General features: G+C 59.9%; 13 protein-coding genes. 10 read left to right on the top strand and 3 right to left on the bottom strand.

The genetic code is table 11. From position 1 onward, the window contains the following. Nucleotides 1-3: 3 nt before the first annotated feature. The 3 genes from EL2594_RS14675 to EL2594_RS14685 all read right to left on the bottom strand — a co-directional run bounded on the left by EL2594_RS14675 (nucleotide 4) and on the right by EL2594_RS14685 (nucleotide 2901). On the bottom strand, nucleotides 4-1215 hold the full coding sequence (locus EL2594_RS14675; protein WP_011415893.1) for an acyl-CoA dehydrogenase family protein: 1212 nt from the start codon (nucleotides 1213-1215) through the stop codon (nucleotides 4-6). Between the two features lie 68 nt (nucleotides 1216-1283). Further along, entirely contained in the window at nucleotides 1284-1610 is a 327-nt protein-coding gene (locus EL2594_RS14680; protein ID WP_006834191.1) for a 2Fe-2S iron-sulfur cluster-binding protein, read from the bottom strand. 28 nt (nucleotides 1611-1638) lie between these two features. Next, on the bottom strand, nucleotides 1639-2901 hold the full coding sequence (locus tag EL2594_RS14685) for a cytochrome P450 (RefSeq protein ID WP_006834190.1): 1263 nt from the start codon (nucleotides 2899-2901) through the stop codon (nucleotides 1639-1641). A 201-nt stretch (nucleotides 2902-3102) separates the two neighbouring features. On the opposite strand from EL2594_RS14685, the gene EL2594_RS14690 reads away from it, so the two are divergent. The 10 genes from EL2594_RS14690 to EL2594_RS14735 all read left to right on the top strand — a co-directional run bounded on the left by EL2594_RS14690 (nucleotide 3103) and on the right by EL2594_RS14735 (nucleotide 14064). Next, nucleotides 3103-3831, top strand: coding sequence for a FadR/GntR family transcriptional regulator (locus EL2594_RS14690; protein WP_011415894.1), 729 nt, complete (start codon nucleotides 3103-3105; stop codon nucleotides 3829-3831). A 50-nt stretch (nucleotides 3832-3881) separates the two neighbouring features. Next, complete coding sequence (locus EL2594_RS14695) at nucleotides 3882-5024, top strand: NAD(P)H-dependent flavin oxidoreductase (protein WP_041685418.1); 1143 nt, start codon at nucleotides 3882-3884, stop codon at nucleotides 5022-5024. An 18-nt stretch (nucleotides 5025-5042) separates the two neighbouring features. After that, nucleotides 5043-5798: a ubiquinone biosynthesis protein COQ4 gene (locus EL2594_RS14700; RefSeq protein WP_233994289.1), complete on the top strand. Its 756-nt coding sequence runs from the start codon at nucleotides 5043-5045 to the stop codon at nucleotides 5796-5798. Further along, entirely contained in the window at nucleotides 5795-6967 is a 1173-nt protein-coding gene (locus tag EL2594_RS14705) for a thiolase C-terminal domain-containing protein (RefSeq protein WP_011415897.1), read from the top strand. The genes EL2594_RS14700 and EL2594_RS14705 overlap by 4 nt, the downstream gene beginning before the upstream one ends. Then, nucleotides 6964-7440 (top strand): Zn-ribbon domain-containing OB-fold protein, encoded by a 477-nt coding sequence (locus tag EL2594_RS14710; RefSeq protein WP_006834185.1) that lies wholly within the window; start codon nucleotides 6964-6966, stop codon nucleotides 7438-7440. Before EL2594_RS14705 ends, EL2594_RS14710 begins: the two co-directional genes overlap by 4 nt. Before the next feature lie 6 nt (nucleotides 7441-7446). Further along, a complete protein-coding gene (locus tag EL2594_RS14715) occupies nucleotides 7447-8697 on the top strand; it encodes an acyl-CoA dehydrogenase family protein (RefSeq protein ID WP_011415898.1) in 1251 nt (416 codons plus the stop codon). Next, on the top strand, nucleotides 8697-9788 hold the full coding sequence (locus EL2594_RS14720) for an acyl-CoA dehydrogenase family protein (RefSeq protein WP_011415899.1): 1092 nt from the start codon (nucleotides 8697-8699) through the stop codon (nucleotides 9786-9788). The genes EL2594_RS14715 and EL2594_RS14720 overlap by 1 nt, the downstream gene beginning before the upstream one ends. A 63-nt stretch (nucleotides 9789-9851) precedes the next feature. Continuing rightward, nucleotides 9852-11462, top strand: coding sequence for an acyl-CoA synthetase (locus tag EL2594_RS14725; protein WP_011415900.1), 1611 nt, complete (start codon nucleotides 9852-9854; stop codon nucleotides 11460-11462). Next, on the top strand, nucleotides 11459-13096 hold the full coding sequence (locus tag EL2594_RS14730; protein WP_011415901.1) for a flavin-containing monooxygenase: 1638 nt from the start codon (nucleotides 11459-11461) through the stop codon (nucleotides 13094-13096). Before EL2594_RS14725 ends, EL2594_RS14730 begins: the two co-directional genes overlap by 4 nt. Beyond that, entirely contained in the window at nucleotides 13093-14064 is a 972-nt protein-coding gene (locus EL2594_RS14735; RefSeq protein WP_011415902.1) for an alpha/beta fold hydrolase, read from the top strand. Before EL2594_RS14730 ends, EL2594_RS14735 begins: the two co-directional genes overlap by 4 nt. Nucleotides 14065-14190: the final 126 nt, after the last annotated feature.

Genomic DNA, 14190 nt, shown 5'->3' on the forward strand with positions numbered 1-14190 from the left:
CTCTTACTGGTGATCCAGCATGCCAAGGACACGCTTGGAAATGATGTTGTTCTGGATTTCGGTCGAGCCGCCGTAGATCGTCGTGGCCTTGCCGAAGAGCCAGCCGCGCACGGCTTCCAGCTCGCTGTCGGTGAAGCTGTCGCCTTCCCAGCCGAGGCCCTGCAACCCGCGGATTTCGATCAGCAATTCGCTGCGTTCCTGGCTCAGCTTGGTGCCGAGCTTCTTGAGCACAGAGCTGATTTCGGAGACGCCGCCAGCTGCCTTGCTTTCCTCCATCGCGCGGCGCGCAGTGAGCAGGAAGCTGTTCCAGCGGATCTCGAAATCAGCGATCTTGTCGCGCAGCACCGCATCGGCGAGTTCGCCGTCGGCGCCCGTCGGCTGGTACTTCTTGGCGATATCGCCAAGGCTCTGGCCCATGAGACGGGCGAGGCTGCCGCCGCCCGAGATGTTGGTGCGCTCGTGCTGCAGAAGGCGCTTGCCGATGGTCCAGCCCTGGCCTTCCTCGCCGACGAGGTTTTCCTTCGGGACCTTCACGTCGGTGAAAAAGGTTTCGCAGAACGGGCTGGTCCCGCTGATCATGGTGATCGGGCGGACTTCGACGCCGGGCGTGTCCATGTCGATCAGCATGAAGCTGATGCCCTTGTGCTTGTCGCTCTTGTCGGTTCGTACAATTGCAAAGCACTTGTCGGCCCATTGGCCGCCGCTGGTCCAGGTCTTCTGGCCGTTGACAAGGTAGTGGTCCCCCTTGTCCTCGGCAAAGGTCTGGAGGTTCGCGAGGTCAGAGCCGGCATTGGGTTCCGAATAGCCCTGGCACCAGCGGATTTCGCCGCGGCAGATCGGCGGAATATGCTCCTGCTTCTGTGCCTCGTTGCCGTATTCGAGCAGCGTCGGGCCGAACATCATGACGCCCATGCCGCCGATCGGGTTGTAGGCACCCGCCTTGGCGAATTCTTGGTCGATGATCTTCGCCTGCGCCTTGGTGAGGCCGCCGCCGCCGTATTCCTTCGGCCAGGTGGGGGTGCCCCAGCCGCGCGCGCCCACGGCTTCGCGCCACTTGGTCTGCGCCGGCGTTTCGTTGGTGGGGCCGTCCACGCCGGCTAGTGCGTTGGACTGGCCCTTGAGTTCGGCGGGAAAATTGTCCGCCAGAAACTGCTGCACTTCCGCGCGGAAGGCGTTTTCGTCGGTCTGGGTTGCGGGCTCAATTTGTGTGGCCATGGGCGTTTTCTCAAAGAATCGAGGAAAGACAGATAAGAATGTAGGCTACGGGGACGAAAATCCCTCCGTCAGTATTGTTGTTCGGGTAGGTGAAGAACCAATCCATCCAGCATCGGCTTCATCGGAATCTGGCAGGCAAGGCGACTGTATTCAGTGGTGCCTTCGGCGAACTGCAAGAGGTCGGCCTCCATTCCATCATGCATAAGCCGACCCACCTTGTCGATCCATTCGGGATCGACATGCACATGACAGGTCGCGCAAGCACATACCCCTCCGCAATCGCCATCGATACCCGGCACGTCATTGTATAGCGCCGCTTCCCTGGCTGTCTCGCCTTCTTCTATTTCGACCTCCCGTCGCTCACCATCGCTAGCCACGAACGTAATTTTGATCATCTTGAACTCCGCATTTCGATCTCGAGAGTCAGCGGGCGCGGAGCCGCACCGGCAGCCTGGTGATTCCGCGGACGAGGTTTGAAAAAAGACGCTCTGGTTCACCTGTAACCTCGACCCGGGAAAAGCGCTTGTGAATTTCTTCCCAGATGATCCGCAGCTGCAGTTCCGCGAGCCGGTTTCCCATGCAGCGGTGAATGCCATAGCCGAATGAGAGGTGATGGCGCGGATTTTTGCGGTCGATGATGAACTGGTCCGCGCGCTCGATAGCACTCTCGTCGCGGTTGCCTGACAGGTACCACATCACCACCTTGTCGCCCTTCTTGATCTGTTTGCCGCCGATCTCCCAATCTTCCAGCGCGGTGCGGCGCATATGAGTGAGGGGGGTCTGCCAACGGATGATTTCCGGAACCATTTTGCTAATGAGCGAAGGATCCGCGTCGAGTTTCGCGTACTCGTCCGGGCTTTGGTTCAAGGCGAGCACGCCGCCGCTGATGGAATTGCGTGTTGTGTCGTTTCCACCGACGATCAGCAGCATAAGATTGCCGAGAAACTCGAGGAACGGCATGTCGCGCGTGGCGGGAGAATGAGCCATCATCGAGATGAGGTCGTTCTTCGGCTCCTCGTTTATCCGTTCGTCCCACAGAGTCTTGAAATACATCGCGCAACCGATGAGTTCTTCGCGCCGCGCCTCGTAGGATTCGACGATCCCGGTTTCAGGTGCCGCAGTTGCTACATCGGACCAGCGCGTCAGCTTGCGCCGCTCCTCCCAAGGGAAATCAAACAAGGTTGCCAGCGTCATCGTCGTCAACTCGATCGCAACCTTATCCACCCAGTCGAAATCTTCGCCAATCGGGAGTTCATCGAGAATCTCTCCCGCGCGCTTGCGGATGATCGGCTCGAGCAGTTGCAGGTTGGACGGAGCCACTGCCGGAGTCACCGCCTTGCGCTGCTGATCGTGCTTGGGCGGGTCCATCGCTATGAACATTTCAAGTTCGAGCGCGCCTTCCACCGAATGCATGTCCTGGATTGCAATTCCGCCTAGCTTCGCTTCCGAAGAGAAGACCTTATGATTGGTGTCCACCGCCATGATGTCGTCGAACTTGGTAATGGACCAGTAAGGGCCGACATAGCTCTCGCGGCAGTAGTGGACAGGTTCTTCGGCGCGCAACCTGTCAAAAAATAGACCGATGGTATCGTTCTGAAACAGGCTTGGCCGGGCCACGTCGATTTCCTCGATCGGAATTGACGCGATCCTCGCCGCGGCATCCGGCTCGGCGATCTGGCTGTCCATAAGAACTATTCCTTCTACATCTCAGGCCTGATCGGCCTTCAGTCATCCTTAAGGGAGACATCTCGTGCAGTCAATAAATCGTATACTCTTTTAGTCGCTTGCAGACACCAATCCCATCGGATAGTGTGCCGATCCAGCGAAGGTTTGCTAATATCCTTATACTGTTTATTCGAGAGGTGCGGGTGTGCTGATGAGTGGCGGATGCCAGCGGTGAAGAAGGCCAAGCGTGCCCTTTCTCTTGCGCAAAGCATCGTGCGGGACATCGAGGCGGGTCGCCATAACCCGGGTGACAGGCTTCCGCGCGAGGATGAAATGCTCGCGCGTTACGAGGTTGCGCGCGCAACTTTGCGGGAGGCTTTGCGGTTCCTGGAATTGCAAGGGGTCATCCATCTCCAGCTCGGCCGTGGTGGAGGTCCCGTCGTAGCCCGTCCGCAGACCGGCGATTTTGCAAGCAGTTTGTCATTGATTCTGCATTTCATGGAAGCCGATTTGCGTGGTTTGCTTGAATTGCGCGAAGCAATTGCTCCCGATGTCGCAGGGTATGCAGCCCAGCGTGCAACTACCGCTGATCTCAGCGCGTTGGCAGGGTGTCTGGCGGAATTGAGGCATCATGAAGCCTCTGATCAATTCGAGGAACTTAATCGCAGATTTCACGACTTGTTGGGTTGGGCGAGCGGCAATCCGCTGTTCGGTTTGCTGACCTCTGCGATGCATCTGTTGACCCGCGAGTTTTCCCATTCGCTGGGATATTCGGCACAGGAACGGGCGGTGCAGATGAAGTTTCTGGTGCGGGTGCTCGAGGCAGTGCGGACTGGCGACAGCGCCGCGGCCCGTCAAGCAATGAGCCGGTTGGTGGCCGGCTCTGCCGTCTATCTTTCGGAGCGCAGTCCCGAGCTGGTCTCGCAGCGGGTGCGGTGGGGGCAGCTGTAGAATTTTCAATAGTTTGAGTGTGCGTTTAGGCAAGTGGCTGGAGAGGAAGAATGGCGTTGAAGAGCCGAATATGCGAAATGCTGGGGATCCGGTACCCGATCCTGCTTGCCGGGATGGGCGGAGCGAGCGTTCCGGCGCTGGCGGCTGCGGTTTCGAATGCCGGCGGGCTCGGGGTCCTGGGTGCCGCGGCGTGTTCGCCCGATCAGTTGCGTGACTGGATTCGCCAGACCCGGGAATTGACCGACAAACCTTTCGGTGTCGATACGCTGCTCCCCGCGTCGGTCAGGCGCGGCTCTGCCCCTCAAAGCGGTGCTGCACCCCAAAATCCCATGGATCTGATGGGTGAATATCAGCAGTTCGCGCGCGACTTCATGGATCGTGAAGAGCTTCCGGAGGTCGATGCTGCCGCCGCCATGCGGGCGGCGGGCGCGCCTGAAATGGGCAAGGGCGGCCCGCAGTTGTTCTCGAAGGAATTCTTTGAGGCGCAGATGGAAGTGGTGATCGAGGAAAAGGTGCCGGTTTATGCTGCCGGCCTTGGCAATCCTGAACCGTGGATGGATCGGCTCCATGCCAATGGCACCAAGGTCATGGCGGTGATCGGCAAGGTCAAGCACGCCGAACAGGTCGTCGGGTCGGGCATCGACATGATAGTCGCGCAAGGGCACGATGGCGGAGGTCACAACTCGCCGATCGGGACTATTTCCTTGATTCCCCAGGTGGTCGACGCCGTTGGCGATCGTGTTCCTGTCCTTGGGGCCGGCGGTATCTCGGATGGCCGGGGTGTTGCCGCTGCGATGATGCTGGGGGCAGAGGGCGCGTGGGTCGGCACGGCATTTCTCGCGACCGAGGAAGCGGGCATCGAGCGCTTCCAGAAAGAGGCGATCACCGAAAGCGGCGATGCCGATACGGTCGTTAGTCGATCGCTTACCGGCAAACCGGCGCGCATGATCCGTAACAAATGGGCAGACGCCTGGGTGCAGGCTGGAAAGGAACCTCTGCCGATGCCCTATCAGTCGATGATTTCTGGCCCGGTCATGGCCTCCGGGATCAGGGCCGAGCGCAAGGATGTCATCCCCGGCTTCGCGGGGCAAGGCATCGGCCTGATCGATTCGATCCGACCTGCCGCCGAAGTGATGCGCGACCTGGTCGATGGAGCCGAGAAGGCGTTGGCGTCCGCCGGCACCTACAAGTGAAGCGCAGGAGGCAAGAAGATGGCTTACGCCAAAGGTCATGAATTGCGCCGCCCCGTAGAGCCGCTCAGGGCGCTGGGGGCAATGAGGCAGTTGATTGCCGACAAGGAGGATACGGCGCAGGTGTTCCGTATCGTCAAGGCATTGTCGGGCAATTCCTATTATCGGAATTTCAATCGCTTCATGAAGTCGAGCGATGGGCGGCGCATCGCTTCCGACCGGGCCGACCTGCTTGAAACCTTGTGCGATCGTAAACGCCTTGCGACCTGTGCGCCTGGCACGCTTGGCCGAGCCTACCTCGATTTCGTTTACGGGGAGGGTTTGACGGCGGAAGGTCTGGCGGAAGCCAGCGAGGCCGGAGGTCTGGAGGATTTCGGCGACCCTGATGTTTCCCTCTATCGTCGGCGCCTTCGCGATTCGCATGACCTGTTTCATGTCGTCACCGGATACGGCAGGGACGCGTTGGGCGAATTGTGCGTGCTGTCCTTCGGAAACGCGCAATTCTATAATCACGGGATCGCCTTCATCGTGGGCGTCGGCATTCCCAAGATGAAACTGGAAGCTGCCCAGTTGCCAGTGGCCCGCGCTGCATTTGAAGCGTGGCGCCGGGGCCGGGCTGCAGCCGATCTGACCACCTTCTACTGGGAAGAAAATCTCGATCGTCCGTTGGAGGATGTCCGCCGCGAGTTGCGACTACGTCCGCCGGAGACCTATCAGAGGGTGCGCGCTCTTTCCGAACAGCTCGAACGCGATTACCAGGCGGTCAGGCAGGCATGAGCTTAAGCGACAAATCGGCCATCACCGGAGTGGGCGAAACCGCTTTCGTGAAAGGCACCGAGAAAACCGCGGTCGACATGATGCTGGAAGCATCGCGCAAAGCCATAGCAGATGCAGGGCTGAAGCCGTCGGATATCGACGGCATGGTTCCTCCGCCGATCTACACCACCTCGGAAGAGATGGCGGCTAACCTCGGTATCGAAGTTCTGCGCTATGCCTCTACGGTCCACATGGGCGGGGCGAGCCCTACCACGGCACTCCAGAACGCCGCGATGGCAATTGCCAGCGGCTTATGCGACCATGTGCTGGTGACGCTCGGGTGGAACGGTTATTCCGCCTTGCGGCCCAAGCCTGGCGCACCGCCGACGCGGCCGATGAACATGAACACCCTGACGAATACGATCCAGGGCTATTACATTCCGTATGGCGTGTTCCTGCCGGTGCAGATGTATGCCTGGCTCGCCACCCGGCACTCCCGAATTTACGATATCGGCCCGGAAGCGATGGCGGCCGTTGCACTGGCGTGCCGTCGCCATGCGCAGATGAATCCGCAGGCCTTCACTCATGGCCGGGAACTGGATGCCGAAACCTACCATTCCGCGCGCTGGATATCCGAACCCTTTCGCCTCTACGATTGCTGTCTGGAGACTGACGGGGCATGCGCAGTCGTGGTTTCGCGAATGGACCGCGCCAGGGACATGCCGCATGTTCCCGTGAGCATCGCCGGTGCGGCTGAAGGGCATCCTTACCCCGCCGACGATATCCCTTCGCGCCCCGACCCCTTCAAGATCGGCCTGAGCTACGCCGCGCCGCGCGCGTTCGAAATGGCGGGGGTCGATCGCGAAGACATGGATTTTCTGCAGATCTACGACTGCTTCACCTACGTGGTTCTCCTGCAGCTGGAGGCCCTGGGCTATTGCGAACCAGGTGGACAGGCAGAGTTCGTCGCGAATGGCCAGATCGAGCTGGGCGGGCGCTATCCCGTCAACACCCATGGCGGCCTGCTGAGCGAGGCCCATGTTTGGGGACTGAACCATGTCGTCGAGGCGGTGCGTCAGTTGCGCCACGATTGTGGGGAGCGGCAGGTCGAAGGCGCCCAGACCGGCCTGGTGACCGGCTGGGGCGATCTGGGTGACGGCAGTATAGCGATTTTGAGGAGGTTTGCGTGAGCGACGAGAAAGATCTGCCGCCCAAGATGCGCCCCTCGGCGCAGGCCGCACCAGCCAAGCCAAAGCCGCGCCCGCAGGATCCGGTGGAGCAGGAATTCTGGAACCGGTGTCAGGACGGCAACCTTTACTTCCAGCAGTGCGAAGGATGCGGCAGTTTTCGGCATTTACCGCGCTATATGTGCGCCCGATGCGGTTCTCCTGAATGGTCGTGGGAGCGTAGCACCGGCAATGGCACGCTGTTTTCCTGGACGGTGACCCATCAGGCACTGCATCCCGCCTTCGCCGGCGAGATTCCCTTCATCGCTGCGGTGGTGGAACTGGAGGAGGGAGTGCGCATGGCAACCCGGCTGGTCGATTGCGCGCTCGACGAGCTTGAGCTCGATCTGCCGGTCACGCTGGATTTCGAGCCGATCTCCGAAGATTTTCGCCTGCCAGTATTCCGACCCGTCGCGATCGCGCGCGCAGAAGGATAGACCAAGATGGATCTCGACTACGGACCCCAGTATGACGCGTTTCGCGAGGAAGTGCGCCAGTTCCTGCAAACCCACGGTCACCGCGCACCCGATGGCCAAGGCCGTGCCGCGCGCCCTTCCCCCGAAGCCGTCGAATGGCAAAAGCTGTTGATCCTGCATGGTTACACGGCGCGTACGATTCCCAAGGAATACGGCGGATACGGAGCCGAGCCGGACATCCTGAAATCGCGGATCATTGCCGAGGAATTTTCGCGCGCTGGCATCCCCGCAGGCCTTGCGAACCAGGGCATTTCCATGCTCGTTCCCACGCTGCTGGAACTCGGAACCGAAGCCCAGAAACGGCAATGGATCGAGCCGACCCTTAATGGCGAGATAGTCTGGTGTCAGGGATATTCGGAACCTGGAGCGGGATCGGACCTCGCCGCGCTCAAGACCAGCGCCCGCGTCGAAAATGGCGACTTTGTCATCAACGGACAGAAGATCTGGACCAGCACGGCCAAGCAGGCGGACATGATCTTTTGCCTTGTTCGGACCGAACCGGACGCGCCCAAGCACGGCGGCATCTCCTACTTGATCTTCTCGATGGACACACCAGGGATCGAGGTCCGACCACTCAAGACCATGACCGGTCATGCCGAGTTCAATGAAACGTTCTTTACCGACGTGCGGGTTCCCCTGGATCAGATCGTCGGGCAGCGCGGGCAGGGGTGGTACGTGGCCAATGCCACACTGGGCCATGAACGTGGCATGCTGGGCGACCCCGATGCACTGGAAAACCGGCTCCAGGCGCTGGTCAGGCTGATGCAAAAAGAACGCATCGGCCAAGGTTGCGCAATGGACAACGCCGTTCTGCGTGACCGGCTGGTTGCATTGCAAGCCGAAGTCGCGGCGATGAAATTCAACGGCATGCGCATCCTGTCGAACAGCCTTAGGGGGGATGCCGGCGGCATGGCGAAACTTGTCGTGAAGCTGCAGAGCTGTGAGCTCGCCCATCAGATTTCCGCGCTCGCGATCGACGCAATGGGCGAGATGGGCATACTCTATCACGGAAGCGAGCGCGAGCGCGAAGACGGTGCCTGGCAGTGGAACTACATGTTCCAGCTTGGTCTGATCATCGGTGGAGGCACCGCCCAGATCCAGAAGAACATCATCGCCGAACGCGGGCTGGAAATGCCGCGCGAACCCAAGTTCGCAACGCCTCCCGCGGCCGAACAGGCGACGGCCGTTGCAAGCGGGCAGAATAAGGGAGCCGCCTGATGGATTTCGGACTTTCGCAAGACCAGGAGATGCTCTGCGACGCGATCAGCCGCACTCTTGCTGATACTTGTCCGCTCGATCATGTGCGCGAATGCGCGGAGGGCTCGGTTCCCTTCAGCGACAACGTGCGTTCGGCGCTGGGCGAAATCGGCATTTGGGGAATGATGGTTCCCGAGCAACATGACGGGCTCGGGATGACAATGCTCGATGCCGCCGTTGTGGCCGAGCAGCTCGGCTATGCCGTCGCGCCGGTGCCCTTTATCGGTGCTCATGTTCTAGCGCCCCTTGCGCTGGCACAGGGCGGTAGCGAGGAGTTGAAGGCGCACTGGCTGCCGAGGATAGCGAAGGGCGAAGCGCAAATCGCCGTCGCGATCGCGGAAACGGTCGAGATTCGGGACCAGGCAGGCGTGGACTTCGACGGCATAAAGCTCGACGGAACGGCTTTGTTCGCGCTCGATTTCCTGGGAGCCGACGCGTTTCTGGTAGCCGATACCGCCGGTCGGATGCACTTTGTACCTGGCGATGCTGCGGGTCTGGAGAAGGTTTCCCTCACGACGATCGACCGCACCCGGAGCGTAGGAGAATTGCGGTTTTCCGGAGTAACGGGCGAGGCTCTCGCGGACGATGGTGGGGCCACAAGCAGGCGTCTGCGCGACGCTGGCCGGGTGCTTCTGTCGGCCGATAGTCTTGGTGCAGGCCAGGCTATGATCGAAAAAGCGGTCGACTATGCCGGGCAGCGCGAACAGTTCGGGCGCGTGATCGGCAGCTTTCAGGCGGTCAAGCATTTGTGCGCGGAAATGGCTGCTCGCCACGAACCATGCCGTTCGCTGGTCTGGTATGCCGCCCATGCGTTCGATGCGACGCCCGACGAGGCTTCGCTGGTGGCATGCCATGCCAAATCACATACGGGCGAAGTCCACCGTTTTGTCGCCCGAACCTCAACCGAGGTGCATGGGGGGATGGGTTTTACCGATCTCCTAGGTCTGCATTTCTGGTTCAAGCGAATCGGTTTCGACCGCCAGGTTCTGGGAGGTCCCGAAGCGGTCCGGGCCGAAGCAGCGGCCTTGCAGGGGTGGACGCAGGTCGCATGAGACGATGAATTAGGCGCACGCTACCGACAAAATCGTGGCCACCAAGGAGAGAGGAATTAATACGTGATCGACTGGAACCTTGGCGACATCCTTGATGCAATCGAACCTGCGGTCCCGGAAGATGCTCCGGCGCTGATTCACGGCGACCGGATCATTACCTGGCCCGAAATGTCGAAGCGTTCGAACAATCTGGCGCGCAATCTGCGCGCGCAAGGTGCAGGCGACGGGGCGAAGATAGCCTTCTACATGCGCAACCGTCCCGAATACGGGGAATTGATGGCCGCGTGCTTCAAGGGCCGTCTCACGCACGTGAACATCAATTATCGTTACCGTCCCGAAGAGGTTTTCTACATCTTCGACGATTCCGATAGCGAGGTAATCGTTTACAGTTCCGAGTTCCGCGACTGCATTCTTGAACTGAAGGAACGGTTGACCAAGGTTCATACATTTGTAGAAATCGGCGATGCTTCGCAGATCGCTTCCTTCGCGCTTCCTTACGAAAAACTTGTAGAAGGTAACGGCGCGCCTCTCGATATCGAGCGTTCTCCCGATGACCTGCTGTTCATATATACAGGCGGTACCACCGGCATGCCCAAGGGCGTGATGTGGCGACACGATGATATGCGCAAGGCTCAGCTCGACGCGCAAAAGCTGCTGGGTCCGGTTCCCCAGACCATGGAGGAAATGGTGGCCCTGGTGAAGCAGGGCGAGCTTGCGCGCATCACTTTGCCGGCGTGCCCGCTGATGCATGGAACCGGGTTCATTACTGCTATCGGCACGCTCATGTCGGGCGGGGCCCTCGTCACGCTGTCCGATCCATCCTTCGACGCGGAAGAATTGTGGGATGCGGTGGACCAGCACAAGGTGCAGAGCATCGCCATTGTCGGTGACGCTTTTGCCAAACCCATGCTGCAGGCGCTGGACGCCCACCCGAAGCGCTGGGACACGAGCAGCCTGATTTCGATCATTTCGTCCGGCGTCATGTGGAGTAAACAGGTAAAGGCGGGTTTGTGCAAGCATATCCCTCAGGTCATTCTCATGGACAGTTTCGGCGCTTCGGAAGGGTTGGGCTTCGGCTTGTCCGTGACGACCGCACAGGGCGGCACCAATACCGCCAAATTCGGGATCGGGGAATTTTGCGACGTATTCGACGAGAACGACCGGAAGGTTGAGGCGGGGAGCGGCGTGCCCGGTTTCATTGCCCGCAAGGGCGCAATCCCAACGGGGTACTACAAAGACCCGGAAAAGTCGGCCAAAACCTTCAGGACGATCGACGGCGTGCGTTACTCCATCCCGGGCGACTGGTGCCAGGTGGAATCGGATGGCAGCCTCACCCTGCTGGGCCGCGGTAGCGTGTGCATCAACACCGCAGGTGAAAAGGTTTATCCTGAAGAAGTGGAGGAGGTGCTCAAGACACATCCCGCCATCGCCGACGCGCTTGTCGTCGGGGTGCCTGACGAAAAATGGGGCGAAGCGGTGACCGCTGTGGTGCATTTGAACCAGGATGCCAAGTTCGAGGAGCAGGCGATCAAGGATCACGTGCGCGAACAATTGGCAGGCTACAAGACGCCCAAGGCGATTTGCACCACGCAAACCCCGTTGCGCGCGTCCAATGGCAAGGCGGATTACGCGGCTGCCAAGCAAATCGCAAAAGCTGGTGTCGGGGTGTCGTGAAGGAGCACTCCACTTCGGACCACGATGCCGTCATCGTCGGGGCCGGGTTCAGCGGAATATACCTGCTTTACAAGCTGCGTCAGGCGGGGTTCGATGTTGTTCTGGTAGATGCGGCGGAGCAGCCGGGCGGGATCTGGTACTGGAACCGCTATCCAGGCGCGCGGGTCGATTCCCAGGTCCCGCTTTACGAATTCTCGATGCCGGAAATATGGCAAAGCTGGTGCTGGAGCGAACGGTTCCCAGGCTGGGAGGAACTGCGCGCCTATTTCCTCCACGTCTGCGATACGCTCGACCTCTGGCCAGCAATGCGAATGAAAACGCGGGTCGAAAGCGCTCAGTTCGACGAAGACACCGACCGCTGGCGATTGGAGCTGGACGATGGCGGGAAGGTGAGCGCGCGTTTCCTTTTGCCGGCCCTTGGTTTCGCCTCGAAACCCTACATTCCCGATATCCCGGGTCTTAGCGATTTCAAAGGCGACTGGTGCCATACCGCCCGCTGGCCGCAGGAAGGCATCGACCTTTCCGGCCGCCGGATCGCCCTGATCGGCACTGGCGCCAGCGGCGTGCAGGTGGCACAGGAGGCGGCAAGCTGCGCGGAGCAGCTGACGCTTTTTCAGCGAACCCCGATCCTCGCACTTCCCATGCGGCAGGAAAAACTGGACGCAGATCGTCAGCTTCGCGAAAAATCCGATTATCCCGCTGCCTTCCAGAAAAGGCTAACGACCAGTGGCGGTTTCGAATGCCAATCGCTGGACGTCTCGGCCCTGGCTGTGACCGAGGAAGAGCGGACTGCGCATTTCGAGGATTTGTGGCAGCGAGGAGGGTTGCGCTTCTGGTATCATAATTTCGCTGACATGCTGACGAACGAGGACGCCAATCGCCACGCCTATGATTTCTGGCGTGACAAGGTGCGCGAGCGGATCTGCGATCCCATAATTGCCGAGAAACTTGCCCCCGATGAGCCGCCACATCCATTCGGGACCAAGCGGCCATCGCTCGAACAGAATTATTACGAAATCTTCGCACAAGACAATGTGACGCTGGTCGATCTGAACGACACCGCGATCACTCGCGTCACCGAGGCCGGGATAGAAACAGCCACAGGCACGATCTCGTGCGATCTCATTGTCTTCGCGACCGGCTTCGATGCTGGTCGTGGCGGGCTCATCGACATGAACATCACCGGCCGCGGCGGGCTGGCGCTGGCAGAAGCATGGAAGAGCGAGATCAAAGCCTATCTGGGCATGGCCGTCGCCCAATTTCCGAACATGCTGTTCGCATACGGCCCGCTCAGCCCTTCAGGCTTTTCCAACGGTCCGACAAGCGCCGAAATCCAGGGTGACTGGATCTGCGATTTCCTGATCTGGCTGCGCGATAACGGGATCGGCCTTTTCGAAGCCGATGCGCAGGCTGAGCGAAGCTGGACCGACATGGTCGCGCAGACAGGGGCGATGACCCTCTTCCCCAAGGCTGAATCGTGGTACATGGGCGCGAATATTCCCGGCAAGCCCCGCCAGCTCATCAATTTTCCCAGTGTATTCGGTTACGCCGAACTGTGCCACGATGTCGCACGGGACGATTATCGTGGTTTCGTCAAGAACACACTATCCGGTATGGAGACTGCCCCGAAATGAATGAAATGACTGCAATCCACGACGGTTCAACAGATATCGATCCGATATGGGCCGGCGATGGGGCGAATATTCCCGAATGGTTCACCTGGGCGCTGAGCGTGCCCCGTGAGGAAGGCTTCGTAGAGGTTGGTGGCGCGCGGGTGCATTATCTTCGCTGGGGCAGGCGTGACCGGCCCAAATTGCTCATGACTCACGGTTTTCTCGCCCATGCCCGCTGCTTTGCCTTCATCGCACCGTACCTTGCCGAAGATTACGACGTTGTGGCGTTCGACCTGGCCGGTATGGGCGATAGCGAGATGCGCGGCTTGGCCGATGTAGCTGCGCGGGGAAAGGAATTTGTCGAGATCAGCGAAGCGCTCGATCTGTTTGCAGATGGAAGCAAACCGACGATCATCGCCCACAGCTTCGGCTCGGGTGCAGCGCTGACCGCCGTTTCCCAATCGCCGGATGCTTTTGCAGGCGTTATTGTCTGCGATCTCATGGTGATGCGGCCCGAAAAGCTGGAGAAATACTGGACCATGGGCAGATCGAGCCCTGGGTCGGGTAATCCTGACAAACCGGTCCGGCGCTATCCCAGCTACGAAGCGGCTCGCGAGAGGTATATCCTGTCGCCGCCGCAGCCAGTTGGTGAGCCGTTCTTGATGGATTACATGGCCTATCACTCTCTCCGCCGCGATGGCGAGGAGTGGACATGGAAGTTTTCTCCCGAAGTGTTCCGGCGCAGCAACAAGCCCGACGAATGGCTGACAGTAGGCCAGAGGCTGGTCGATGCGCCCGGGCGCAAAGCGATTGTGTACGGCGAGAAAAGTCAGCTCTTTGATCGCGATTCCGCCCACTATATCCGGGAACTGGGAGGGGGAAAGATACCAATTGTTGCAGTGCCCGATGCACGCCATCATCTCATGCTGGATCAGCCGCTCGCGTTCGTCGCTGCGCTTCGGGCGGTACTGGCCTTTTGGAGCCTCTGAGATCCCCCATACTAAGAGGCTGGTTCCTGGTCAGAGGCCAGCGAGATGGGGGCAAAGGGCGTCCATATTCATCTTGTACTATATCCGAACCATTGTCGCCGTCGGCACGGCGAACGCTTCGTTGGT

The organism is Erythrobacter litoralis HTCC2594 (assembly GCF_000013005.1).
Lineage (GTDB): Bacteria > Pseudomonadota > Alphaproteobacteria > Sphingomonadales > Sphingomonadaceae > Parerythrobacter > Parerythrobacter litoralis_A.

Excerpts from the sequence above, each read along its gene's own strand:
- EL2594_RS14695 (WP_041685418.1), top strand. The coding sequence starts at position 3,882 with ATGGCGTTGAAGAGCCGAATATGCGAAATGCTGGGGATCCGGTACCCG.
- EL2594_RS14720 (WP_011415899.1), top strand. The coding sequence starts at position 8,697 with ATGGATTTCGGACTTTCGCAAGACCAGGAGATGCTCTGCGACGCGATC.
- EL2594_RS14700 (WP_233994289.1), top strand. The coding sequence starts at position 5,043 with ATGGCTTACGCCAAAGGTCATGAATTGCGCCGCCCCGTAGAGCCGCTC.
- EL2594_RS14675 (WP_011415893.1), bottom strand. The coding sequence starts at position 1,215 with ATGGCCACACAAATTGAGCCCGCAACCCAGACCGACGAAAACGCCTTC.
- EL2594_RS14685 (WP_006834190.1), bottom strand. The coding sequence starts at position 2,901 with ATGGACAGCCAGATCGCCGAGCCGGATGCCGCGGCGAGGATCGCGTCA.
- EL2594_RS14690 (WP_011415894.1), top strand. The coding sequence starts at position 3,103 with ATGCCAGCGGTGAAGAAGGCCAAGCGTGCCCTTTCTCTTGCGCAAAGC.
- EL2594_RS14705 (WP_011415897.1), top strand. The coding sequence starts at position 5,795 with ATGAGCTTAAGCGACAAATCGGCCATCACCGGAGTGGGCGAAACCGCT.
- EL2594_RS14715 (WP_011415898.1), top strand. The coding sequence starts at position 7,447 with ATGGATCTCGACTACGGACCCCAGTATGACGCGTTTCGCGAGGAAGTG.
- EL2594_RS14735 (WP_011415902.1), top strand. The coding sequence starts at position 13,093 with ATGAATGAAATGACTGCAATCCACGACGGTTCAACAGATATCGATCCG.
- EL2594_RS14680 (WP_006834191.1), bottom strand. The coding sequence starts at position 1,610 with ATGATCAAAATTACGTTCGTGGCTAGCGATGGTGAGCGACGGGAGGTC.